26 protein-coding genes, 1 rRNA gene and 3 pseudogenes are annotated in these 22,144 nt (G+C 63.6%); 14 read left to right on the top strand and 16 right to left on the bottom strand.

Annotation, left to right across the window (positions count from 1 at the left end; translation table 11 throughout):
• Nucleotides 1–381: 381 nt before the first annotated feature.
• A pseudogene (locus D7D52_RS40540) lies at nt 382–717 on the top strand (helix-turn-helix domain-containing protein); the annotation flags it as partial.
• Nucleotides 718–783: 66 nt separating this feature from the next.
• Entirely contained in the window at nt 784–1,116 is a 333-nt protein-coding gene (locus D7D52_RS39735) for an MmyB family transcriptional regulator (protein WP_246023553.1), read from the top strand.
• Nucleotides 1,117–1,124: 8 nt separating this feature from the next.
• Here D7D52_RS39735 and D7D52_RS37310 read toward each other — a convergent pair.
• Nucleotides 1,125–2,270 (bottom strand): annotated as a pseudogene (locus D7D52_RS37310) (IS3 family transposase).
• 369 nt (nt 2,271–2,639) lie between these two features.
• Nucleotides 2,640–3,260 carry a hypothetical protein gene (locus D7D52_RS37305; protein WP_162958865.1) on the bottom strand — a complete coding sequence of 207 codons (621 nt, stop codon included), beginning with the start codon at nt 3,258–3,260 and terminating at the stop codon, nt 2,640–2,642.
• Nucleotides 3,261–3,306: 46 nt separating this feature from the next.
• Between D7D52_RS37305 and D7D52_RS37300 the strand changes: the two genes are divergently transcribed.
• Entirely contained in the window at nt 3,307–3,528 is a 222-nt protein-coding gene (locus tag D7D52_RS37300; protein ID WP_162958864.1) for a hypothetical protein, read from the top strand.
• Between the two features lie 216 nt (nt 3,529–3,744).
• On the opposite strand, the gene D7D52_RS37295 is transcribed toward D7D52_RS37300, so the two are convergent.
• On the bottom strand, nt 3,745–3,981 hold the full coding sequence (locus D7D52_RS37295) for a hypothetical protein (RefSeq protein ID WP_162958863.1): 237 nt from the start codon (nt 3,979–3,981) through the stop codon (nt 3,745–3,747).
• Between the two features lie 143 nt (nt 3,982–4,124).
• On the opposite strand from D7D52_RS37295, the gene D7D52_RS37290 reads away from it, so the two are divergent.
• Together D7D52_RS37290 and D7D52_RS37285 are read left to right on the top strand one after the other, a co-directional pair.
• Entirely contained in the window at nt 4,125–4,643 is a 519-nt protein-coding gene (locus D7D52_RS37290; RefSeq protein WP_120743625.1) for a helix-turn-helix domain-containing protein, read from the top strand.
• 209 nt (nt 4,644–4,852) lie between these two features.
• Complete coding sequence (locus D7D52_RS37285; protein WP_246023552.1) at nt 4,853–5,698, top strand: IS5 family transposase; 846 nt, start codon at nt 4,853–4,855, stop codon at nt 5,696–5,698.
• Between the two features lie 41 nt (nt 5,699–5,739).
• Here the strand turns inward: D7D52_RS37285 and D7D52_RS37280 are convergent, their stop codons facing one another.
• Both D7D52_RS37280 and D7D52_RS37275 read right to left on the bottom strand, forming a co-directional pair.
• Nucleotides 5,740–6,654, bottom strand: coding sequence for an IS5 family transposase (locus D7D52_RS37280; protein WP_246023551.1), 915 nt, complete (start codon nt 6,652–6,654; stop codon nt 5,740–5,742).
• Nucleotides 6,655–6,775: 121 nt separating this feature from the next.
• Nucleotides 6,776–7,258 carry a helix-turn-helix domain-containing protein gene (locus tag D7D52_RS37275; RefSeq protein ID WP_162958862.1) on the bottom strand — a complete coding sequence of 161 codons (483 nt, stop codon included), beginning with the start codon at nt 7,256–7,258 and terminating at the stop codon, nt 6,776–6,778.
• 493 nt (nt 7,259–7,751) lie between these two features.
• Here D7D52_RS37275 and D7D52_RS37270 point away from each other — a divergent pair, with 493 nt between their 5' ends.
• Entirely contained in the window at nt 7,752–8,075 is a 324-nt protein-coding gene (locus tag D7D52_RS37270; RefSeq protein WP_120743622.1) for a hypothetical protein, read from the top strand.
• Nucleotides 8,076–8,093: 18 nt separating this feature from the next.
• Here the strand turns inward: D7D52_RS37270 and D7D52_RS37265 are convergent, their stop codons facing one another.
• From D7D52_RS37265 to D7D52_RS37255, 4 genes are all read right to left on the bottom strand, one after another.
• Nucleotides 8,094–8,663: a transposase gene (locus D7D52_RS37265; protein ID WP_246024107.1), complete on the bottom strand. Its 570-nt coding sequence runs from the start codon at nt 8,661–8,663 to the stop codon at nt 8,094–8,096.
• A gap of 1 nt (nt 8,664) precedes the next feature.
• Entirely contained in the window at nt 8,665–8,904 is a 240-nt protein-coding gene (locus D7D52_RS39730; protein WP_246023550.1) for a transposase, read from the bottom strand.
• Nucleotides 8,905–9,124: 220 nt separating this feature from the next.
• Nucleotides 9,125–9,661, bottom strand: a complete 537-nt coding sequence (locus D7D52_RS37260; protein WP_120743621.1) for a helix-turn-helix domain-containing protein — start codon at nt 9,659–9,661, stop codon at nt 9,125–9,127.
• A gap of 127 nt (nt 9,662–9,788) precedes the next feature.
• Entirely contained in the window at nt 9,789–10,268 is a 480-nt protein-coding gene (locus D7D52_RS37255) for a DUF4265 domain-containing protein (RefSeq protein ID WP_246023549.1), read from the bottom strand.
• A 146-nt stretch (nt 10,269–10,414) separates the two neighbouring features.
• On the opposite strand from D7D52_RS37255, the pseudogene D7D52_RS37250 reads away from it, so the two are divergent.
• Nucleotides 10,415–11,187, top strand: a pseudogene (locus tag D7D52_RS37250) (transposase family protein).
• Between the two features lie 74 nt (nt 11,188–11,261).
• Here D7D52_RS37250 and D7D52_RS40240 read toward each other — a convergent pair.
• The 3 genes from D7D52_RS40240 to D7D52_RS37230 all read right to left on the bottom strand — a co-directional run bounded on the left by D7D52_RS40240 (nt 11,262) and on the right by D7D52_RS37230 (nt 13,043).
• Nucleotides 11,262–11,486: an effector-associated constant component EACC1 gene (locus tag D7D52_RS40240; RefSeq protein WP_120743620.1), complete on the bottom strand. Its 225-nt coding sequence runs from the start codon at nt 11,484–11,486 to the stop codon at nt 11,262–11,264.
• Nucleotides 11,487–11,723: 237 nt separating this feature from the next.
• Nucleotides 11,724–12,227: an AAA family ATPase gene (locus tag D7D52_RS37235; protein ID WP_162958861.1), complete on the bottom strand. Its 504-nt coding sequence runs from the start codon at nt 12,225–12,227 to the stop codon at nt 11,724–11,726.
• Nucleotides 12,228–12,608: 381 nt separating this feature from the next.
• A complete protein-coding gene (locus D7D52_RS37230) occupies nt 12,609–13,043 on the bottom strand; it encodes a hypothetical protein (protein ID WP_120743618.1) in 435 nt (144 codons plus the stop codon).
• 163 nt (nt 13,044–13,206) lie between these two features.
• Between D7D52_RS37230 and D7D52_RS37225 the strand changes: the two genes are divergently transcribed.
• Genes D7D52_RS37225 through D7D52_RS38455 form a run of 3 tightly spaced genes read left to right on the top strand, consistent with a single transcriptional unit; the run spans nt 13,207 to nt 15,830 of the window.
• The gene (locus D7D52_RS37225; RefSeq protein WP_120743617.1) at nt 13,207–13,539 is read left to right on the top strand and encodes a hypothetical protein; all 333 of its coding nucleotides are present in this window, start codon (nt 13,207–13,209) and stop codon (nt 13,537–13,539) included.
• A 3-nt stretch (nt 13,540–13,542) separates the two neighbouring features.
• Nucleotides 13,543–15,708, top strand: a complete 2,166-nt coding sequence (locus tag D7D52_RS38460) for a WXG100 family type VII secretion target (RefSeq protein ID WP_162958860.1) — start codon at nt 13,543–13,545, stop codon at nt 15,706–15,708.
• Nucleotides 15,684–15,830 carry a hypothetical protein gene (locus D7D52_RS38455; RefSeq protein ID WP_162958859.1) on the top strand — a complete coding sequence of 49 codons (147 nt, stop codon included), beginning with the start codon at nt 15,684–15,686 and terminating at the stop codon, nt 15,828–15,830. Before D7D52_RS38460 ends, D7D52_RS38455 begins: the two co-directional genes overlap by 25 nt.
• 169 nt (nt 15,831–15,999) lie before the next feature.
• Here the strand turns inward: D7D52_RS38455 and D7D52_RS37210 are convergent, their stop codons facing one another.
• Complete coding sequence (locus D7D52_RS37210; protein ID WP_120743616.1) at nt 16,000–16,227, bottom strand: MarR family winged helix-turn-helix transcriptional regulator; 228 nt, start codon at nt 16,225–16,227, stop codon at nt 16,000–16,002.
• On the opposite strand from D7D52_RS37210, the gene D7D52_RS37205 reads away from it, so the two are divergent.
• From D7D52_RS37205 to D7D52_RS37200, 3 genes are all read left to right on the top strand, one after another.
• Entirely contained in the window at nt 16,190–16,606 is a 417-nt protein-coding gene (locus D7D52_RS37205) for an MFS transporter (protein WP_222932757.1), read from the top strand. The two genes, D7D52_RS37210 and D7D52_RS37205, sit on opposite strands and share 38 nt — an antisense overlap.
• A gap of 11 nt (nt 16,607–16,617) precedes the next feature.
• Nucleotides 16,618–16,770, top strand: a complete 153-nt coding sequence (locus D7D52_RS38450; protein ID WP_162958858.1) for a hypothetical protein — start codon at nt 16,618–16,620, stop codon at nt 16,768–16,770.
• Nucleotides 16,771–16,939: 169 nt separating this feature from the next.
• Nucleotides 16,940–17,929 (top strand): AurF N-oxygenase family protein, encoded by a 990-nt coding sequence (locus tag D7D52_RS37200; RefSeq protein ID WP_120743615.1) that lies wholly within the window; start codon nt 16,940–16,942, stop codon nt 17,927–17,929.
• Nucleotides 17,930–17,936: 7 nt separating this feature from the next.
• On the opposite strand, the gene D7D52_RS37195 is transcribed toward D7D52_RS37200, so the two are convergent.
• From D7D52_RS37195 to D7D52_RS37185, 3 genes are all read right to left on the bottom strand, one after another.
• Nucleotides 17,937–19,106 carry a zinc-dependent alcohol dehydrogenase gene (locus D7D52_RS37195; RefSeq protein WP_120743614.1) on the bottom strand — a complete coding sequence of 390 codons (1,170 nt, stop codon included), beginning with the start codon at nt 19,104–19,106 and terminating at the stop codon, nt 17,937–17,939.
• Between the two features lie 17 nt (nt 19,107–19,123).
• Nucleotides 19,124–19,642, bottom strand: coding sequence for an SRPBCC family protein (locus tag D7D52_RS37190; RefSeq protein ID WP_120743613.1), 519 nt, complete (start codon nt 19,640–19,642; stop codon nt 19,124–19,126).
• 78 nt (nt 19,643–19,720) lie between these two features.
• Nucleotides 19,721–20,305: a hemerythrin domain-containing protein gene (locus tag D7D52_RS37185; protein WP_120743612.1), complete on the bottom strand. Its 585-nt coding sequence runs from the start codon at nt 20,303–20,305 to the stop codon at nt 19,721–19,723.
• 151 nt (nt 20,306–20,456) lie between these two features.
• Between D7D52_RS37185 and D7D52_RS37180 the strand changes: the two genes are divergently transcribed.
• Nucleotides 20,457–21,975: ribosomal RNA gene (locus tag D7D52_RS37180) — 16S ribosomal RNA — on the top strand.
• Nucleotides 21,976–22,144: the final 169 nt, after the last annotated feature.

Below are 22,144 nucleotides of genomic sequence, written 5' to 3'. Positions count from 1 at the left end.
ATGTCGATAACCGAATACCGCTCCAAGACAGTGAGCCTTTCCGGGTAGCGGCTGGGCGTGCTGGGTGACCGGTGGACTCGCTGAAAGTGGTTGCTGGGCAATGTAAGAGCGCAGAGTCCTGGTAAAAGGATGTTCGACCAAGAACACATCTTCATAAGCCGCGACCAACTCCACCGCTCGGTCCGAAAGTTCTTCAGCCGCATCCAGAAGCTCCCCGGCCATGTCCGCGGCTACTTCCAAGCCCCACACACCACCTACGCCTCAACCATTTAGTTTCAGATCAATAACTCGAGTATTAGTTCTTTCTGCGAAGTTTGAATTGCGTTGCCGTGAATTCGCCAACCGGGGGGCGTCGCTTGATCCGATTGATCTGATCAGCCCGTGCCCGGGGTGCGTTGGGCGCGCGTGAGGTTGTCAGAGAGGCTCGCCGTGCAAATCGCCGCACCGTCCCTTCCCGATCCGGACCATAGGTCGTTGTCCCGCACTACCCTGAGACCGCTTGCGCCCGCCGCGCCACGTCGCAGATCCGGAAGATCCTCGTGGGGCTACGACCGACCGGAAGTCGGGGTGTATCTACGTCGCCGGCGCGAGGCATTGGGCCTGACGCAGGAGGAGGTCGCCGTCGCAGCGCTGACGACCCTATCATCGCTACGGAAATGGGAAGCGGGGCTACGCAAGCCGAGCACCGAGAGCCTCACGGTTTGGTGCCGGGCCCTGGACCTACCGGACTGGACGCTACGCAAGATAACGTCACTGGTCCTCAACGGGATGGACACACTCCAAGTGAACACGCTGCCGCCGGTCATCAGCGATGACGACCTGGACCATCTCGAGATGATCGCAAGCCCCGCCTACTATCTCGGCTTTCCCGACATGGACGTCCTGGCCGCCAACAGTGCAGCGCGAGAACTCACGCCCTGCCTCGTGCCGGCTGAACCTGGATCACGCCCCACCAACGTGGTCGAGTGGATCATGACCAAACCTGCCCGAGACAACATCGTCAACTGGCAGGCCGTCGCCGCACGCACGGTGCACATGTTGCGAGTCATGGGACCAGGACTCGTCCCTCAAGAACGGCTCGAGGGACTGCCCCGAGATCAGTTGACTCGCGGGTAGTGGTGGTTTCAGGCCGCGAGTGGGGCCTGGTTCAGGGTCTCATACTCGATCGGGGTCAGGCGTGCGAGGCCCCGTTGGCGGCGGCGTCGGTGGTAGGTGCGTTCGATCCAGACGACCATGGCCAAACGGAGTTCTTCTCTTGTGGCCCAACGTTTTCTGTCGAGTACGTTACGTTGCAGCAGCGCGAACCATGATTCCATGGCGGCGTTGTCTGCGCATGCGGCTACCCGCCCCATGGAGCCGCGTAAACCGTTGTTGGACAATAGTTTGCAGAATTTCCTGGAGCGAAATTGGCTGCCGCGGTCGGAATGGACGATCGTGTCGGCCGGTGATCGCAGGGCGATGGCGTTGCGTAGCGCCGCCACCGCCAGCGACGCGGTCATTCGTTCGTCGATGCTGTAGCCGACGATCCGGTTGGACCACACGTCCTTGACCGCGCAGATGTAGAGCTTGCCTCCAAGCGGTGCGGTGCTCGGAAATGTCGGTCAACCAGAGCTGGTTGGGCCGCTGTGCGGTGAAATCCCGGGCGACGAGGTCGTCGTGCACCGGCGGGCCCGGCCGGTGGGTGAGGCCGGGTTTCTTGGCGAAGCAGCTGAAGATGCCCTGCAGCGAGCACAGCCGCGCCACCCGGTTCTCCCCGGCGTCGTGGCCGAGGTCGGCGAGCTCGTCGGCGATGAATCGGTATCCGAACTCGGGGTCGTCGGCGTGCACGTCCAAGGCGGCGTTGATCAGCTGGGCGTCGTCCCAGTCACGTTGCGACACGGGATCTTTGCGCCATCGATAGAACGCTTGCTTGGAGAATCCCAGCACCCGGCAGGTCACCGCGACGGGGATATTGTCGGCGGCAAGGTCGAGGACCAGCGGGTAGGTCATTTTGGGGGCAGTTCGCGGGCGAAGAACGCCGCGGCGCGGCGCAGGATCTCGTTCTCCTGCTCCAGCAGCTTGTTTCGTTTGCGCAGTTCACGCAGTTCTTCGGAGTCGGCGCGAGTGATTCCGGGCCGGTTTCCGTCCTCGATGTCGGCCTTGCGGAGCCAGTTGGCCAGGCAGCTTTCCGAGATCCCGAAATCTTTCGCGACCTGTTTCAGCGGTGCCTGGCCCTTGCGGGCCACGGCGACGACGTCGCGGCGGAATTCTTCGGGGTAGGGCTTGGGCACGGCGGACGATCCTCTCACAGAAGAGACCAGTCAGTCTCTTCAGGTCAAGAGTCAACCGAAGCCGGGGCAGTCCCGAACTCACCAAAGCCGAGGCCGAAGACGACTCGATCCTCATACGAAACCCAGTCAGCGGCACCATCGATCGATACACCTACCGGTCCCTGCGCCCCATGCAACCCCTACGCCCCTATGAGCAACTCCAGCTCGTCAAACGGAACAGTCCATAGATAGCGCTCGATACAACGGCTCTGAAGTGGACATCGGGCGCTCACGGCGGGTCACGTTGTTGTAGATGCTGTACGTGCCACCCCGCCGATTCAAACCTCCCAGGCACCAAACCCGGTGGACATAAGCAGGATCGTCGTCGATTCAGTTCTGAGGACAGGAAACCGGATGGCCGAGTCGACTCACGACCTGGTTGTACAGGGACGTTACGTCCTCGCCCGGGTCATCACCCGCAGAGTTCGCTGGCATCGATGCGATCGTCTTCCAGCTCTTCAGGCGGCCGTCGGTATCGAAAAGGCTTGGGTACTTCTGCTTAAGATCTGCGGGAATGTCAGTGCAGCTCAACGCTTTGTGGTTGAGAACGTTGATATTCAGCTGGCCGGAAGTACCTTTCGGATACGTCTCACCGCAGGCTGGCCGGTGGCCGTATCGAGACTCCAGGGCCTTGTACAGCGCGGTGACGTCGTTGAGGGGGTCCTCGCCGCGGACCTGGTCGACCGGCATGGTCTTGATCTCGCTCAAGGGCTTGAGCTGACCGCGCGCATCGTAGAGGTACGAGTACTCCCAGCGGAGATCTTCCGGTACCGCGACGCAGCTGAGCGTCTGGTAGTCCTGATCGACGCCTGCGGGCTTCGCCTCGGTAGGGCTGGAGTTGGTTGTGCTGCTACAGCCGACAAGAACGACAAGCCCCGCAGCTGCGATGAGCGGGCCGATCCAGTTATTTGCCATTACGCGGCTTCTGATCGTCGTTCCCTCGGTGGTCACCAGTGACATCGCTGTACCCGTCTCTCATCGCGGAACTGTGCCCGTCTTGCAGACCGAGCCGATTGAATACCGTGGTCAGATCGTTCAGGGGGTCGCCCTTCCCGTTGTCGGGCATCGTCTGCAGATCATGCCATGGCTTGAGACTGCCGCTGCCGTCGAACAGATCGGGGTATTCCTGACGCAGGTTGGCCGGTACGTCGGTGTTGGCGAGGACGTTGTACGACTGCTGGTCGAAGTTCGGCGGATTCAGTGCCTGTCCGGGATCTGATCGATTTGGGAACAGACCGTGTGGGAGGTTGCCGGAAGTGGCCTGACGAGGCGGAACCTCCTGGTAGCAACAGGATTACCAGATCCACTGTTGCCCAGAAGGTTCCGTACGGAACCTTCTGGGCAACAGTGGATCTGGTAATCCTGTTGCTACCAGGAGGTTCCGCCTCGTCAGGCCACTTCCGGCAACCTCCCACACGGTCTGTTCCCAAATCGATCAGATCCCGGACAGGCACTCAGAGGCATTCTCACCGCCGCCGCCCTCGGACGATTCACCAGAGCGGAAGGAATCAGCCTTGGGCAGCGGAATCACTTCGGTAACAAGCTGATCCGCGTCCGGGCTTGCCCCGACATCTATGAGCTCCGTCGGATCCGGGTCAGCCGAACCCACTTCGGGCGCAACGATCAGCTCCGATGCGTTCCCCTCAGTCTGATCGGGTTTGTTGCTGTCCAAGGGTGCCCCCATGTTGCTTCCTTCTTAGTGCGTGTTATCCAACTGATCGCATAGTGGTCCGGGTGTTCTGAGCTGCCGAAATCTGTGGGGCACTGTTGTTGTGGTGGTCGGCGGCCTATCGTCGGTGCGGGGGCTCGGTCGGCGTGGAGGCGGCGATGGTGGGGTGGCGCGAGGAGCTTGGCCGACGTGAGGCCGCGGCCGCCGAGCAGGTGCAACAGTTGCGGGGGCAGATCGAGGAGTTGACCGAGCAACTCGGGGCGGCCGAGGCGTTGTTGTCGAGGCTGGCGATCACCCGGGAGACGATGGCCGAGATCCTCGTCGAGGCTGAGGAGCCCGAGGTGTCCAAGGATCCGGAGGAGAGCCCGAACAGCTCTGCGTTGCAGTCTGTTTCGGCTTCCAAATCGCCGATTGGGGTGATGCTGGTGCCGCAGCGGGCACCCGGGATGGACGCTGCGCAGGTGTTGCCGGAGGACTACGTCGACATTGTGGCGGTGCTCGCCGAGGCCGGTCACGGGTTGCGGGCCGGGCAGGTCGCCGCCGAGCTGGGGATACCGACGGTTGAACGGTCGAAGGTGGAGGCGTTGCGCTCGAAGTTGAAGCGGTTGGTGGCGCGGGGCTGGCTGGACCAGCAGCCCTCGGGGGTGTTCACGATCACCGAATGATGCTGGCGTTGCGGGTGATTGACGCCCACTACTGCGCTCGAGCAGCAGTTTCTCGGCAGGTCTGGTGGTGACAGGGTGTCAGCGAGGCGGGATCTGGTGGTAGCACAAGGGTTGTCGAAGCCACCTGCACCCCACGAGATCCCGCCATGTCGTTCTACTCTGCAACCACCACCGTTGGCACGCCCGTCAGCGAAAACATGTGTGCCTGCGTGGCCTGTCGGTTCGGGCACGGCACCAGCCGTCCGGCCCGCGTCCGCCACTACACCTCCGACACTTCCGACGCCCAATGGGCGGTCCTGGCCGCGTTGATGCCGTGGCCGGTCTGGCTCGACGGCGCCGGCGGCCGGCCGGAAGAATACTGCCGCCGCCAGATCGTCGACGCGATCTTCTATCTCGCCGACAACGGCTGCAAATGGCGCAACCTACCAGCGGATTTTCCACCCTGGCACACCGTCTACGACGCGTTCACCCGCTGGTGGGCTGGCGGGGACGTCACCGCGATCCACGCTGATCTGCGCGAGGCCTGCCGCAATGCTGCCGGACGTGATTTCGATCCGAGTGCGGCGGTCATCGACTCGCAATCGATCCGCGCCGCCGAAACCGTCGGTGCTGCTACCCGAGGTTTCGACGCCGGGAAGAAGGTCGCCGGGCGCAAGCGGCACGTGATCGTCGACTGCCTGGGGTTGCTGCTGGTCGTGCTGGTCACCGGCGCGAACACACAGGACCGCGACGGCGCCCGGCCCGCGCTGGCGCGGCTGCGGGACCTTTTCGATACCGTCAGCCTCGTCTGGGCCGACGGCGCTTACGCGGGCGTGCTGGTCGATTGGGCGAAATCCGTTCTGGCCCTGACCATTCAGATCGTCAGACGCAGCGACCATGTCTCCGGGTTCGTCGTGATTCCCCGACGCTGGGTCGTGGAGAGAACCCTGGCCTGGATCTGCCTGCGCCGCAGATGCGTCCGTGATTACGAACGGCTACCCGAACACCACGAAGCCATGGTCACCTGGGCCATGATCCTGCTCATGTCACGCCGCCTGGCCAGACAACGGAAATGAGCAGTTAGCTAACGGGCACTTAGTGCCTGTGAACAAACTGCTCATTTCCGCGGTTGGGTGCGGGCGAGGCGGCGAGACATCAGCATGACCATCGACCAAATGACCCAGGCTTCATGGTGTTCGGGGAGCCGTTCGTAGTCGCGAATGCATCTGCGGCGCAAGCAGATCCAGGCCAGCGAGCGCTCCACCAGCCAGCGCTTCGGAAGCACGACGAAGCCGGTCTGAGCGTCCGGGCGGCGGACGATTTCCAGTGTGAGGTGGAGCTTCTCGCGTGCCCAGCAGGCCAGGCTTCCGCTGTAGGCGCCGTCGGCCCAGACCAAGACGATCGCGTGGAACAACTCGCGCAGGCGGGTCAGGGCGGTGGCGGCGCCGTCGCGGTCCTGGACGCTGGCGGCGGTGACGTAGCAGACCAGCAGCAGACCCAGGCTGTCGACGACAATGTGGCGCTTGCGTCCGTTCATCTTCTTGGCCGCGTCCCAGCCTCTGGTTGCGGCGCTGACGGTTTCGGCGGCCCGCAAGGTCTGGGAGTCGATGATCGCCGCGGTCGGATCGAAGTCGCGGCCGGCGGCGACGCGTAGTGCGTCGCGCAGGTCGTTGTGGACCGCGACGACCTCACCGCCGATCCACCACCGCGAGAACAGGCCGTAGATTGTGCGCCAGGGCGGAAAATCCGCAGGCAGATTACGCCACTTGGCACCGTTATCAGCGAGATAGAAGATCGCATCGATCACGCTGCGACGACAGTATTCTTCGGGGCGCCCGCCGAGGCCGTCGAGCCAGCCAGGCCACGGCAAGAGCGCGGTGAGAACCTGCCATTGAGCGTCGGTGGTGTCGGAGCTGTAGTGGCGAACGCGGGCCGGATGGCGGGTGCCGTGCCCGAACCTGCATGCCACACAGGGGCAAGGCTTTTCGCTGAGCTGCGTGCCAGTGATGGTGTTTGCAGAGTAGAACAACATGGCGGGACCTTGTGGGGCCAAGGGGATGTGGTAATTCCGAGTGCACCACCAGGTCCCGCCTCGCAGAACCACCACCCCGTCGAGCACGAGGGAAACTCCTGCATTTTCCGCAGGAATGGTGTCAATCACCCACTACGACAGCGCCATTGGTGATCGTGAACACCCCTGCGGGCTCCTGATCCAGCCAGCCGCGCGCGACCAGACGTTTCAGCTTCGACCGCAGCCCTTCCACCTTCGACCGGTCGATCGTGGGGATTCCGAGCTCGACCGCGACCTGCCCGGCCCGCAATCCGTGGTCGGCCTCGGCCAGCACCGCCATGATCTCGCCGTAGTCCTCCGGCAGCACCGTCGCCGCATCCATCCCGGACTCTCGTTGCGGAACCAGCATCGCCCCGATCGGTGACCGGGAATTCGCAATCGGTGCTGGCTCCTCGGCATCGGTGAGGATCTCGGCCATCGTTTCCCGCGTGATCGCCAGCCGGGACAACACCTGTTCAGCGACGGCCAACTGCTCGGTCAACTCCGCGATCTGCTGCCGCAGCCCCTCGACCCGCTCGGCCGCCGCGGTCTCGCGCCGGGCCAGCTCTTCGCGCCAGGGCACCATCACCGCCTCCACGTCGACTCTGCCCCGCTCCGACCATAAGCCGCCGACCACCCACAACAACAGTGCCCCAAAAGATTCCCCTGATCAGGGCATTACAGAGCCAACGTGAGCAGTTTGTTCACAGGCACTTAGCGATGAGTCGCCGCCTCAAAGCTGCTGTGAAGGACGAACTCGTGGCCGTGGAGCATTCGTTCCGAACCACGGCCGGTAGGTATTGATCTGAAACGAATCGGTTGCGCTGCTTGATGTTTCGGTTGTGGGTGATGATCTTCGGGTGGACATGCGCAGGCTTTCCCCGGGGCAGCAGGAGGCGTTGAGGATGCGGGTGATGGGAGCGATCCCCGAAGATCCTCGACCTACCCGACACCGTCTGGATCAACCCACCGACCCACAACCCCACCACCAGCGAGGAGCCCTCCACCACAGCCGCTTAACACCGACTGGTCTCATACGGCTTGAAAAATTCCGCCCCACCAACGTGGTTGAGTGGATCATGACCAAACCTGCCCGAGACAACATCGTCAACTGGCAGGCCGTCGCTGCGCGCGCGGTGCACATGCTGCGAGTCATGGGACCAGGACTCGTCCCGCAGGAACGACTCGACGACATCTTCAACGCCTGCCACGCTCAACAACCGCGGATCTTCACCCGCCTGTTCACCGCCGAACTCACCAAAGCCGAGGCCGAGGATGACTCGATCCTCATCCGAAATCCACTCAGCGGCACCATCGATCGATACACCTACCGGTCCCTGCGCCCCATGCAACCCCTACGCCCCTACGAGCAACTCCAGCTCGTAAAGCGGACCAGGCCTTAGTGCCTGTGAACAAACTGCTCATTTCCGTGGTTGGGTGCGGGCGAGGCGGCGCGACATGAGCATCACCATCGACCAGGTCACCCAGGCTTCGTGATGTTCGGGAAGTCGTTCGTAGTCGCGAATACATCTGCGGCGCAGGCAGATCCATGCCAGTGAGCGTTCCACGAGCCAGCGGCGCGGTAGCACGACGAAGCTGGTCAGCGGTTCGGTGCGGCGGACGATCTCGAGAGTGAGCGCCAGTTTCTGGTGTGCCCAAGCGACGAGGTGGCCGCTGTAGGCGCCGTCGGCCCAGACCAGCATGATCGCGGTGAACAACTCGCGCAGCCGGGTCAGGGCGGCGCGGGCACCATCGCGGTCCTGGACATTGGCGGCGGTGACGTGCACGACCAACAGCAGCCCGAGCGTGTCGACGATGATGTGCCGTTTGCGCCCGTTCATCTTCTTCGCCGCGTCCCAGCCGCGGGTGGCGGTGGAGACGGTTTCGGCGGCGCGCACGGTTTGGGAATCGATGATCGCCGCGGTCGGATCGAAGTCACGGCCAGCCGCGACGCGCAGTCTGTCGCGCAGATCGTTGTGGACGGCGACGATCTCACCACCGGACCACCAGCGCGAGAACAGGCCGTAAATGGTGCGCCAGGAAATCGCACGGGAGGTTGCGCCACTTGGCGCCGTTGTCGGCCAGATAGAAGATGGCGTCGATCACGGCGCGGCGACAGTATTCCTCGGGGCGGCCGCCGACGCCGTCGAGCCAGACCGGCCACGGCAGCAGCGGTGCGAGCACCGCCCATTGGGCGTCGGTGGTGTCGGAACTGTAGTGACGGGTCCGCACCGGATGGATGGTGCCGTGCCCGAAGCGGCAGGCCGCGCAGGGACAACCGGTTTCCGGCAGTGGGGTGCCAACGCAGGGGTTTGCAGAGTAGAACGACATGGTGGAACCTGGTGGGTGCATGGTTTGTGGTAATTCCTGTTGCTACCACCAGGTCCCGCCTCACAGGAGCTGTCACCGGCCCGTCAGCGGCGAAACCGCTGATTGAGCACGTTGTAGACCGTCAATCACCCACTACACCAGCGTTATTGGTGATCGTGAACACCCCGGAGGGCTCCTGGTCGAGCCAGCCCCGCGCCACCAAACGCTTCAACTTCGAGCGCAAACCCTCCACCTTCGACCGATCGGTGGTGGCGATGCCCACCTCGGCGGCCACCTGCCCGGCCCGCAATCCGTGGCCGGCTTCGGCGAACACGACCAGAATGTCGCAGTAGTCCTCCGGCAGCACCGCCGCTGCGTCCATCCCGGGCTCCCGCTGCGGCACCAGCATCAGTCCGACCGGCGAACGGGAACCTGAAACCATCTGTGACTGTTCGGAATTCGTATTCTCGGCAGGGTCGTCAGGGCCATCGGACCCCGTCGATTCGTCGGCCTCGGTGAGGATTTCAGCCATCGTTTCCCGCGTGATCGTCAACCGCGATAGCAGTTGCTCGGCCTCGGTCAACTCCTCGGTCAACTTCGCGATCTGCTCCCGAAGCTGCGCCACCTGATCACCAGCTGCGGCTTCGCGCCGGGAGAGCTCCTCGCGCCACGACACCATCGCGCCTCCACACCGACCGGGTCCCCACTCCGACCATAAGCCGTGCGCCACCACAGCGACAGTGCCGCAATGATTTGCCCCGGCTCGAGCCGCTGCAACCGCTACACGATCAGGTTGTTCACCTGCACTATCGCCCAGTCGCTGCACGCCACTCGTCGGTGATGCAACCTTCCTCGTAATGCCACCGACCGTCCTCTTCGCCCAGAATCACCAGCCGTTTCACCGCGTGAAGGTCGGCGCCGGCCGGCACATGCAGGGCGACCAGATTGAACCGGGCCAGACCCTCGCCTTCAACCCCCAACGGCGCGAACGCATCCAACACCGCCTGTCTCGCCGCAACCTCACCACCGCCACCGATCGGAACGATGCGAATCGTGCAGTTGCCGGACCATTTCACGGCCTCCTCGACCCACAACACACCCTCGTCGTCAGCGGCGACCCGCACAACATCCCCCGAGGAGAACCCGCGAGCGAAGAACGGGATGTTGTTCAGCTCAACGCAATCACCGTCGCGCCGGTTCGCCCACATGCTCTCGGTCCCGGCAGGAGGCCATCCGTCCTCATCCTGCGGCAGCCGGAAAACCACCTTCACCAACTCACCCGACACCGACGCTTCCTGACCCACTGAGCCTTTTTCATCCGTGATGGATGATGTTGTGGCAGTTGGTGTTTGGTGTGGCGTGTCGAGTGGCCGATAGGCGAAGCCCCTGGTAGATCGGGATTGCTGAGATCACCGTACGACCAGGGGCTTCCGTGTTGTTCTACCGTTCCATGCTGCCGTTGTCACGTCGGACCCTCGGATTCGTCGCCGGCATGATTCGCCGGCATCGTCGCGCGATCGGTTCGGCCTGGCGCAAGCTCGATCCGAGCCGTCAAGCCCTGCTCGTGTTGGCCCACCTGCGCAAAGCCGAGACCTACGCTGATCTCGGTGCCGGGTTCGACATCTCGACCACGACCGCGTGGCGCTACGTCACCGAGACCATCGAGTTGCTGGCGGCTCGGGCACCGAAGCTGCGGTCGGCACTGCGGCAGGCGAAAGCAGATGGGTATGCGTACCTGGTCCTGGACGGCACGCTGATCTCGATCGATCGGGTGGCCGCCGACCGGCCCTACTACTCGGGTAAGCATCGCCGTCACGGGATGAACGTGCAGGTCATCGCCACGCCCGACGGGGACATCGTGTGGGTGTCGGGCGCGTTGCCCGGCAGCGTGCACGACAGCAAGGCCGCCTGGATCTGGCAGATCGTGCGCGAGCTCACCCGGTGCGGGCTGATCGTGTTGGCGGACAAGGGTTATCAAGGCGTCGATGGTCTGCTCACTCCGTACAAGGGCCGCAGCAAGCCCGAATCGCAGAAGGTCGCCAACCGCGCGCATGCGCAACTACGAGGCCGCGGCGAGCGCGCGAACGCGCAGCTGAAGAGCTGGAAGGTGCTGCAGAAACTGCGCGCTGCCCGCACAGAGCCGGATCACTGGCCAAGGCCATCCACGTTCTGCAGGACCACGAGATTCACGCCGCACGAGGATGAAAAAGGCTCACTGGTGATCTCCCAATCATCTCGACAAGGAGCGCGAGAACCGTTGAGGCTCAACGCTAATGACATCATTGCCGCGAGTCCGGCTCCTCCAGCAGTTCGCGCAGTTCGCGCAGCACCTCGGCCGACTTCACTCGCTTCGCGTCGATGTCGAGCTTCGTGCCGTTTCGTTCGATCGTGAGGTTGATATCGGACCGGAACATTGTCAGCCAGGTCGTCAACGACTTGATCAGGGCTGGCGCGATACCCGCCGCACCTACCGTCGCGGTGAGCACCGAATAGATGTCGCCCATGCGTCCTGGGTCGATCCGGAATTTTTCAAGCCGTATGAGACCAGTCGGTGTTAAGCGGCTGTGGTGGAGGGCTCCTCGCTGGTGGTGGGGTTGTGGGTCGGTGGGTTGATCCAGACGGTGTCGGGTAGGTCGAGGATCTTCGGAGGACGACGCGATCGGCACCTACGTCCGCTGGCGCAACCAACACGCCGGCCCCGTCCGAGACTTCGCCGTCGGATCCAAGATCCGCCGACCCGATTACCTAACGAACGTTGCCTGACACGGCACTAGTTGATCCATCCGGCTGTCCATTTCCAGTGCGTCCCGGCCGGACTCCATGAATGTCTGCCCCGTGCGTACCCCGGCCGCGAGCAACTGGCCGACCACCGGCACCGACTCGATCCAGTCGGGGGCGTTCGTGCGGAATGACAGCACCATCCGCTCCAAAGCCGATCGCGAGCCCGATCGCTGCGCAGAGGCCGTTAACGACCGTAGACACTCCCGCACGGGTTGAAACGAGTCCGAGGCCAGCGAGTTCAACATCGCCTGCCCGTATCCGGCCAACAGCCCCGTCCCCGCGTGCTGTTCGACAGCGCGCTCGATGAAGGTCGTCAGCAGCGTGCTCTTACCGACGCCGGCCTCGCCCCGCAGCACCACTACCGCGCCCTCGCCCGCCCGCACGGCACGATCGACGCAACCCACCAACAAGGACATCTCATCAATACGGTCGACCAAAGCCGGTGGTGCATCGATCCGCGACAACGCGCGTCCCCTCCCCGATCGAGAATGTGAAACTCGACACGAATTATAGTTCAGCGCACCATGATTCGTGCTGAAGTGCCGCCCCGATCAGCCAATTGGCAACGAGACGGGCAGCTTGTGCGAGGGCATGAGGAACGTGGAGCACCCTTCTGCCCGACGGTGGGCGCAGGTGCCCTTCCTGGTGCTGGGATAGATGGTTAGATTGGAATGCTGGCCGGGTCGGCAATCGCTGCTGTCCCAGCGATCGCGGTAAGTGGTGTGGCTGGCGCGCCGGTGATCACCTCGCTGAAGTCCGCGATAGCGGCGATGCCGATGATCGGCCCCTGAGCTGGTTGTGATGTCAGCGGCGCGACGGTTCCTTGAGGTCGACCGCCCGGATTATCAGTCAGCGCGAATGCGTGACTTGCCGCGATGGTAGTAGTCCTCGTCGTCATCCCAATCGTTGTCATCGGTTGTGACGGTCGGCGAGGCTGCGGCTGTGGAGGGAGATTTGTCCTCGATGATGCCGACACTTGTTGGGATTTCGTCCGGCACTCGTAGACCGAAACCCACGTGAACCTTGTCGCGAGCCTCGTTGCGTGCGCGCCCGATCAATTCGATCACGGTGCCCACGAGTTGGTCAGCATCGATGCGGCGCGCGGTCTCCGTCACCTGCCACCGATGAACGGTCCCATCGGCGCTGACTTGGACGGAGATCGATCCGTCGGATGCCGTGGCAGTGGAAATGTAGGTTCTCAGGGCTATCTCGAACAGTTCGGCATCCTCAGCGGAGAGGTTCATTGCGCCGCTGATCAGTGGATGGCTGGTGTCGCTCATGAATCCCCCTGCCGGTGTTGCGGTCACGATCGTGTAGGGGGTTCAGCCTGACGGCTGCTATATAGTTTGCGCAAGCACAGACTGGACGGGTCTTCGACGGATGTGGGGTGCCTCCAGGGCATCGCCAGAGTTCTGTTCGCAGGCATAGGGTTTGGGGGTTGTAATGAGTCTCGCGGTCGATCTTGAGACCCTTGGCAAGTTGGCGACGACGCTGCACGGGCTCGCGCAGGAAGTCGCCAGTATCAAGCCGAAGGACGCGCCGGACCCGAACGCTCAGGGGCTGAAGCTGCAGTCCGAGGTCGGTGCGGGCTCGATCACCGAGGAGCTCGTGTACGGCGCGCTGGTCGCTACCGCCAAGCAGCGATTGGATGAGACCGGCACGGTCATGACCGAATGCGCGACCCAGTTCAAGAACATGGACGACAGCAACTACGACAAGTTCGTCCAGGCGTACAACGGCGCGACCGGCGACTGGACAGTGGGGTCGGGGAAATAGGTCATGCTTCTCGCCTGGTTGCGCAAGGTCAACCCGCAAATCCTGGAGCAGTACGCCGCCGAGTGGGAACAGATCGGCACCGGTCTCGAAGGCGTCTACCAGAAGTACGTCGACGACGTCTCCAAGGTGAATGGCCAGTACTGGGAGGGCCAGGCCGCCGACGCCGCCCACAACCGGGCGTCGGGAGACCTGAAGACCGTCCAAGCGCTGGTCGACAAGCTCAATGGCATGGCAGCGCAAGCCCGCACCGGCGCGTCGCTGATCAGCGAACCATTGCGTAAGGCCCGCGGACTGCTGGACGAATGCCACAACAAGGGCTGGTCGGTGACCCCGATGCTGGCGGTGATCGGCTCGGGGGACGTGCATGCACTGGCCCAAATGAACAAGGACCTGACCGCGGCCTACAACGCGGTCGTGGCGGCCGACCTGGCCGTCTACGACGCGCTTCAGCTCACCCGCAGCTCCCTGTCGGTGGCATTCACCTCCGGAGCCTCGCTCGGTGGTGAACAGGGGAAGAACGACGGCAAGCACCTGGTCACCGATCCTTCGCATATGACCGATGCGGAGCTCCAGCGCCTCATCGACGCCGGCACTCTGACCGACGATCAGCTCACCGCTCTGCACAATGGCGACACCGTGAACATCCCGGTATCGCAGATGGACTACCTCAACCAACTATCCCGATCGCTGGACGATAAGAGCCCCGCGGAGATCCAAGCGATCCTGGACAAGCTTCCTCCGAATGCTCAAAAGGCCCTTGAGAATTCACTCCAGCTGGTCTCGACGCCAACCGTCACTACGGCGATCAAGGGCGACCCGAGCATCCCCGACCATGGCGGCCAGAACCTGCTGCCGAAGAAGATCGAGCAGTCGCTGACCAGGCCGGATCTGGTCGACTTCGGCTGGAACACCGCCGGCGGTCTATCCAACGTGACCACCGGAGAGGTCAAACTCAACGGCGTCAAGGACAACCAGATCATCGCGAAGATCGCTGGTGGATCCGATCCCCGTTACCGCGCGGGCAGCGACCTGGACAAGCAGGTCCTCAACGTGGGTGCGAAGTACCTCGACGCGCAGGTCAGCCTCGAGCAGAAGCCAGAAAACAAGCTGACCAGCTTCACCGTTGACGGGGTGGGCCAGGATCCGCGAGCGGCTTTGACCGAGGGGATGTTCAACGCTGTCGGCGACGACAAGGCCGCCGTCCAAAGTCTCGTGATCGACGCCAGCGGAAAACCCAACGAGCAGTTCTACAAGGACGTGCTCACCCATCAGTGGACCGACGGCGGAGACGGCGCGTCAAAGCTGTTCTCGTTCGGCAACAACGAGCCTGGCTCGGTCGACGCGCATCGTCAAGCCACGATCATGAGCTCGTTCGCGGAGTTCGTCTCCAGCGACGATGCGCCGAGCCACATCGCAGGCGGCAACGACAAGTGGCACCTGTACGACATCCCCGAAACCGATCACAAGACCGTCGGCGACCTGAATCCGAAGCTGGTCCAAACACTTTCGACCAGCATGACGCCGTACATCGATGACCTGACCAATCCGACCCATCCAACCAACGATGGCTTCAAGGTTACCGATGCCAACGGCCGAAGCTGGACCGATCCCTCGGGCAACAACACCTTCACGGGCTCGAAGAACATCTTCTCCTTCATGGACACCAACGACGTTGCGGGACAGAAGTTCAACGCCGCCGCGATCGAAGCCTCCCTGCAGCAGGAGATCAACTACGGGCAAGACCCCAACGACGCGCACGCTCGAGGTCATCTTGTCGACGCCGGTCGCCTGCAGGGCTTGGTCGACGCCGGTCTGCGCGATGAGATCAGCGCCCACACCACCGATACCGGGAAGGTCGCGCAAGACGCATACAATCAGAAGAAGTACGCCTACGAGGCCGTCACGCGCGGTCTTGGATACAGCGCCCCGATCGGTGACCTGACCGTCAAGACCGTAACCGGTGACCAAGTCGGGAAGCTGATTACCCTCGGCGGTGACCCGCTGAAGAACGCGATCATCGGTCCTGCGCCATCAGCGGTCAACAACAACATCGGTCTGAGTGCCTGTCCGCCAACTGATCATTTCCGTTGGCGGGCGAGGCGGCGGGACATGAGGATGATCATCGACCAGGTGACCATGGCTTCGTGGTGTTCGGGCAGTCGTTCGTAGTCACGGACGCATCGACCACCCTCGGCCGCGCCTGGATGCGCATCATCTGGGCCTGCTGGCGCACCAAAATCGCCTACAACCCCACCCGGCACGAGCCCGAAAAACAGCCAATCGCCGCATAGGGGTTGACTCAGGAAACTCATCGGCACGTTCCTCACGGGAGTTGGTGCCCGGAACCGTAAGTCGCCGCCCGCCTCCCCCCGAAGGGTTCGAATCACGCCGATCCTTTACCGCCCACATTTCCCACGCCGTGGAAACACACTTGCCATTCGACGCGAATTCCGCGTGCGATCAGTGGCAGGCCGCGGAAACTCCGCTCAACCACTCGCGAACCACCGCCCGCTGCTGCGGGGTGTAGGCCGCCTCCAGTTCGGCTTCCCGCCGCCCGACCGCGGCATGCGCACGCTTGTACACCGCCCGCCCCTGCGCGGTGACGAAGATCTGATGGGTGCGCCGGTCCGTGGGATGGGCGCGGCGCTCGATGAGACCGCATTCTCGCCGTCCTTCTCCTGTCGTCACTGTTGATCTGGATCGACAACACCATCCCCGCCACCGCGCTCGAGACGCTCGCCGACCCGGTGCGCGGGCTGGGGCGAATCCCGCTCAGCTGCAATGGGCTTCGGGGTCCTACACGCTGGTCTTCGCCGCTCTCATGTTCACCGCCGGCGCGCTCGAGGACCGGTTCGGGCATCGCGGCGTGCTGGCCGCCGGGTTGCTGATCTTCGCGGCCGCGTCGATCTGGGCCGCCTACGCCGGGGACCCCGGTCAGCTCATCGCCGCCCGGGCGGTAATGCGGGTGGGCAGCGCGCTCATCATGCCCGCCACCATGGCGATGGTCACCTGGACCTTCACCGGCCCGGCTGCGCACGGTCAGCGTGCGCCCCGCCACGCCTCCTGAACCACGCGCCGATGGTGCTGGACCACACGATCGCCGGACTGGTCTCGATGCGCCTGCACGAGTTTCCGATGCAGGTGGCGGGCTCGCTGGAGTCGCTGCTGAACGGACATGACGGGCTTCCTTTCGCCTTTCGGGACGCCGAGTTTCGTGTCGCCTATAGGTAGGACGGCCCGTCGTGAGGGAATTCAGCGCGGTCGATCTTCGAAACACACCCCCTTTTGGGGTTGTATGTAACCGTAGTTAGCACTTACCTTGGAGTGTGTCGCACCGCACAGGAGCGGGCTCGCTCGACGGGCCTCCTGGGCGGGGCGGCGCACAGACGAGGAGGCAATCATGGCTCTGACGACGATGTCGGGCACCGGTTCGGCGGCACGGGACTACGCGGACGTGCTGCACACGCTGTCGGAGGGATCGGTGGAGCGCCGGTTCGATCCCTATCTGGATATCGCCTGGGACGCACCGGAATTCGCGGTCGACCCGCACGACGTGCGCTGGGTGCTGGCCCCGGAGATCGATCCGCTGGGCGCGACCCGATGGTATCGGGAGCTGCCGCTGGAGCGGCAGATCGAGATCGGGAAATGGCGTATCGCCAATGCCATCAAGGTCGGCGCCGCCTTCGAGAGCGTCCTCATCCGCGGGATGATGCAGTACATCATGAAGCTGCCCAACGGGTCGCCGGAGTTCCGCTACTGCCTCCACGAGATGACCGAGGAGTGCAACCACATTCAGATGTTCCAGGAGCTGGTGAACCGCATCGGCGTGGACGTGCCGGGGATGCGACCGGTGTTCCGGGCGCTGTCCCCGTTCATCGGCGTGGCCGGCGGCTACGCGTGGGCGATCCTGTTCATCGGCATCCTCGGCGGCGAGGAGCCGATCGACCACTACCAGAAGGCGGTCATCCGCAATGGCGCGCAGCTGCCGCCGGCGGTGGTGCGCTGCATGGAGATTCACATCGCCGAGGAGGCCCGCCACATCTCCTTCGCCAACGAGTTCCTCAAAGAGCACATTCCGGCGATGAACTTCGTCTACCGCCAGGTCTGCGGCATCGCGTTCCCGCTCGCCATGCGGTGGCTGGCCGGTGAGATCATGGCTCCCCCACCGGAATTCGCCCGCCGCTTCGACATCCCGCGCGAGGTGATCAAGGAAGCGTTCTGGCGCTCCCCGCAGGGCGCGAAGACCCTCTCGGGGTATTTCGGCGACATGCGTTCCCTCGCCGACGAATTGGGCCTGATGAACCCGGTCACCCGCCGGCTGTGGAAGGCGCTCCGCATCGACGGCGACCGCTCCCGCTACCGCAGCGAACCCGACCGCCGCGCCGCCTGAACCGCTGTCACGGTCGGAAGACCGCCCGCAGGCAACCGTCGCTCTTGTTCTTGAACAGGTCGTAGCCGCGGGCGGCGTCTTCCAGCGGCAGGTCGTGGGTGATCAGGTAGGACGGGTCCAGATCCCCCTGCTGGATGTAGTCGAGCATGCGCGGGACGTAGCGCTGGCCGTGCTGCTGGGAGGTGCGCAGGGTGATGCCCTTGTTGGTGAGCACACCCATCGGGAATTTGTCGGTGAGACCGTAGATTCCCAGCACCGACACCACACCGCCCTTGCGGCAGGCCAGGATCGCCTCGCGCAGCGCGGTGGCCCGGTCGGTCTCGAGCCGCAGCAGCTGTTTGACGCGATCGTAGGCCTGTTGCAGCCCGGTGCCGTGACCTTCCATGCCGACCGCGTCGATGCAGGCGTCGGGGCCGCGGCCGCCGGTGAGCTCGCGCAGGGTCTCCTGCACGCTGTCGACCTCGGTGTAGTCGACGATGTCGGCGCCGAACTGCTTGTGCGCCAAGTCGAGTCGATCACCGTAGCGGTCGATCATGATGACGCGTTCCGCGCCCAGCAGCCGGGCGGTATGCCCGGCCATCAGGCCTACCCCACCGCTGCCCCACACCGCGACCGTGTCGCCCGGGGCGATATCGCAGAGGTCCGCGCCCATGAGCCCGGTGGGCACCGCGTCGGACAGGAACACGGCCTGCTCGTCGGTGACGCCGTCGGGGATGGGGAAGCAGTTGACGTCGCCGAAGGGCACGCGAATGTATTGGGCGTGCGAGCCCTGGTAGCCGCCGAACGGATGGGTGTAGCCGTAGATGCCGCCGCTCGGATAACCCAGAACCGGTTGCTGCAGTTCGGCATTCGGGTTGGTGGTGTCGCACAGCGAGTACAGGTCGTGGTCGCAGTACCAGCAGCTGCCGCAGCCGATGAACGACGGAACCACCACGCGCTCACCGGTTCTACGGGCGGTCACCGCCGTGCCGGTCTCCACGATCTCGCCCATGAACTCGTGCCCGATCACGTCACCGGCGCGCATGCCGGGCAGATATCCATCGATGAAGTGCAGATCCGACCCGCAGGTGGTGGTCAGGCCGACCCGCACGATCACATCGTGCGGGTTGACCAGTTGTGGATCGTCCACGGTCTCGACGCGGAGATCGTTGACGCCGTTCCAGCAGAGCGCGCGCATGGTCGTTCCTCTCGTAGTCAGCGGTCACCGGTGCGAGCACTCGGATTGTGGTGCAGGGTGGGCAGTTCACCGGTCTGCAGCAGCGCCCGCGCCCGGTACAGGACGGTGAAAGCGGCTGCGCCGGTGAGCAATCCGGGCAACGGCAGCCTGGCGTGCAGGCGCACCTCGGTGCCCAGCTGCTGGGGCGCGGTGCCGAAGTCCACGCGGATCCAGCTGGCGCCCGCGGCGCCGTCGCCCTGGGGCACGCCGCGGAAGCGCAGGCCGTGCGCGGTGTCCTCGAGGGTCGATTCCCAGGTCAGGGTCTGTCCGCCCGGCGCGTTCAGCGTCCACCGATACCGGTCCGGTCCGGTCACGCTGACCGCGCCGAAGTCACCGAGCACCCGGCTCAGGTTGTGCGGGTCCCGCCAGAATTCGGCCACCCGGTCCGGCGGTGCGGCGACGGTGAGGGTCTGCCCGTTGTCCGAGATCGGCGCCTTGCCGACCACCTTGCCCACCAGCCCGGTGACTTCCTCCAGGGCCTTGTCCACGATCTGCACCGCTACTCCCCTTCCGCTCGGCTCTGCTCCATGCCGTCCGCTTACCCACTCCCGGCCGATCCACCGGCCGGATCGAACTCAGGGTGCGGGCGGGGTCGGCGGCTTGTGCCGGGCCCGGCCGGTGGCCGCGTCCCGGATGCGGTCGACGACGGCGGCGAACATGCCCGTCGTCTTCAAAGCCCCGGGCGTCGACGGGGTTTGCGGGTGCGGGCGGGTCGGGGCGAGCTTCTTGGCCTTGGCCATCTTGTCGCCGAGTTCCTCGAGCACCTCCGGCGGCACCGAGGCGGCCAGTTGCGGCCACACCTCGTTCTGTTCGAAGGCGATATGGGCGCGAGCGGCCGGAATGATCTGCGCCAGTAGCGCGTCGTACAGGTCGGTGCCCGCGGACTGGTGTTCGAGCTGGTCGAGCAGCTTCTTGGCCGAATCCTCCTGTTCGATGGCCAGATCCGCGAGCTTGTCGCCGCCGGGCACGCTACGGCGCACCTCCGGCCAGAAGTACTGCTCCTCGATCGCCTCGTGCTGCGATTCGGCGATGATGAGACTGGTCACCAGATCGGCGTAGGCGCCCTGCTGCCGGCCGCCCCAGCCGCCGCCGCGTTCGAGGGATTCCAGTATGCCGAGCACGCTTTCGTGGTCGCCGCGCAGAAAAGTCAACGCATCCATGGAAAATCACCTTCACTGAGCCCTTTTCATCTCCAGTGAGATCCGTTGTGGTAGTGGGTGATTGGTGTGGCGTGTCGGCTCCGTGAATGGTGAAGCCCCTGGTAGATCAGCTGTCGACCAAAACCGCTGAGTACCAAGGGCTTGAGAGTCTTCAACGGAGAGTTTGATCCTGGCTCAGGACGAACGCTGGCGGCGTGCTTAACACATGCAAGTCGAGCGGTAAGGCCCTTCGGGGTACACGAGCGGCGAACGGGTGAGTAACACGTGGGTGATCTGCCTCGCACTCTGGGATAAGCCTGGGAAACTGGGTCTAATACCGGATATGAGCAGCCTTCGCATGGGGGTTGTTGGAAAGGTTTACTGGTGCGAGATGGGCCCGCGGCCTATCAGCTTGTTGGTGAGGTAACGGCTCACCAAGGCGACGACGGGTAGCCGGCCTGAGAGGGCGACCGGCCACACTGGGACTGAGACACGGCCCAGACTCCTACGGGAGGCAGCAGTGGGGAATATTGCACAATGGGCGAAAGCCTGATGCAGCGACGCCGCGTGAGGGATGACGGCCTTCGGGTTGTAAACCTCTTTCGACAGGGACGAAGCGCAAGTGACGGTACCTGTAGAAGAAGCACCGGCTAACTACGTGCCAGCAGCCGCGGTAATACGTAGGGTGCGAGCGTTGTCCGGAATTACTGGGCGTAAAGAGCTTGTAGGCGGTCTGTCACGTCGATTGTGAAACCTCGCGGCTCAACCGCGGGCCTGCAGTCGATACGGGCAGACTAGAGTACTTCAGGGGAGACTGGAATTCCTGGTGTAGCGGTGAAATGCGCAGATATCAGGAGGAACACCGGTGGCGAAGGCGGGTCTCTGGGAAGTAACTGACGCTGAGAAGCGAAAGCGTGGGTAGCGAACAGGATTAGATACCCTGGTAGTCCACGCCGTAAACGGTGGGTACTAGGTGTGGGTTTCCTTCCACGGGATCCGTGCCGTAGCTAACGCATTAAGTACCCCGCCTGGGGAGTACGGCCGCAAGGCTAAAACTCAAAGGAATTGACGGGGGCCCGCACAAGCGGCGGAGCATGTGGATTAATTCGATGCAACGCGAAGAACCTTACCTGGGTTTGACATACACCGGAAAGCTGCAGAGATGCAGCCCCCCTTGTGGTCGGTGTACAGGTGGTGCATGGCTGTCGTCAGCTCGTGTCGTGAGATGTTGGGTTAAGTCCCGCAACGAGCGCAACCCTTATCTTATGTTGCCAGCGCGTAATGGCGGGGACTCGTGAGAGACTGCCGGGGTCAACTCGGAGGAAGGTGGGGACGACGTCAAGTCATCATGCCCCTTATGTCCAGGGCTTCACACATGCTACAATGGCCGGTACAGAGGGCTGCGATACCGTGAGGTGGAGCGAATCCCTTAAAGCCGGTCTCAGTTCGGATCGGGGTCTGCAACTCGACCCCGTGAAGTTGGAGTCGCTAGTAATCGCAGATCAGCAACGCTGCGGTGAATACGTTCCCGGGCCTTGTACACACCGCCCGTCACGTCATGAAAGTCGGTAACACCCGAAGCCGGTGGCCTAACCCCTTGTGGGAGGGAGCCGTCGAAGGTGGGATTGGCGATTGGGACGAAGTCGTAACAAGGTAGCCGTACCGGAAGGTGCGGCTGGATCACCTCCTTTCTAAGGAGCACATCTACGCAACGCTCTTCGAACAGTCGAATGAGAATGCGTCAGAGACCGTTTAGTTCCCACATGTGGAACTGCGGACGCTCATGGGTGGAACACTGACAACCTCTCCCGCGTATGGGGAAAGCCAAGTCTTTTCTCGCGGTTGATATATCGACACACT

Origin of the sequence: Nocardia yunnanensis, from assembly GCF_003626895.1 — a bacterium.
Taxonomy (GTDB): Bacteria; Actinomycetota; Actinomycetes; order Mycobacteriales; family Mycobacteriaceae; genus Nocardia; species Nocardia yunnanensis.
Note: the sequence above shows the minus strand (reverse complement) of the source record. Positions and strands in the feature narration are given on the sequence as shown.

Excerpts from the sequence above, each read along its gene's own strand:
- D7D52_RS37280 (WP_246023551.1), bottom strand. The coding sequence starts at position 6,654 with ATGTTGTTCTACTCTGCAAACACCATCACTGGCACGCAGCTCAGCGAA.
- D7D52_RS37275 (WP_162958862.1), bottom strand. The coding sequence starts at position 7,258 with ATGGTGCCCTGGCGCGAAGAGCTGGCCCGGCGCGAGACCGCGGCGGCC.
- D7D52_RS37270 (WP_120743622.1), top strand. The coding sequence starts at position 7,752 with ATGACCAAACCTGCCCGAGACAACATCGTCAACTGGCAGGCCGTCGCT.
- D7D52_RS37260 (WP_120743621.1), bottom strand. The coding sequence starts at position 9,661 with ATGGTGTCGTGGCGCGAGGAGCTCTCCCGGCGCGAAGCCGCAGCTGGT.
- D7D52_RS40240 (WP_120743620.1), bottom strand. The coding sequence starts at position 11,486 with ATGGGCGACATCTATTCGGTGCTCACCGCGACGGTAGGTGCGGCGGGT.
- D7D52_RS37230 (WP_120743618.1), bottom strand. The coding sequence starts at position 13,043 with ATGAGCGACACCAGCCATCCACTGATCAGCGGCGCAATGAACCTCTCC.
- D7D52_RS37225 (WP_120743617.1), top strand. The coding sequence starts at position 13,207 with ATGAGTCTCGCGGTCGATCTTGAGACCCTTGGCAAGTTGGCGACGACG.
- D7D52_RS38460 (WP_162958860.1), top strand. The coding sequence starts at position 13,543 with ATGCTTCTCGCCTGGTTGCGCAAGGTCAACCCGCAAATCCTGGAGCAG.
- D7D52_RS37205 (WP_222932757.1), top strand. The coding sequence starts at position 16,190 with ATGAGACCGCATTCTCGCCGTCCTTCTCCTGTCGTCACTGTTGATCTG.
- D7D52_RS38450 (WP_162958858.1), top strand. The coding sequence starts at position 16,618 with ATGGTGCTGGACCACACGATCGCCGGACTGGTCTCGATGCGCCTGCAC.
- D7D52_RS37200 (WP_120743615.1), top strand. The coding sequence starts at position 16,940 with ATGGCTCTGACGACGATGTCGGGCACCGGTTCGGCGGCACGGGACTAC.
- D7D52_RS37195 (WP_120743614.1), bottom strand. The coding sequence starts at position 19,106 with ATGCGCGCGCTCTGCTGGAACGGCGTCAACGATCTCCGCGTCGAGACC.
- D7D52_RS37185 (WP_120743612.1), bottom strand. The coding sequence starts at position 20,305 with ATGGATGCGTTGACTTTTCTGCGCGGCGACCACGAAAGCGTGCTCGGC.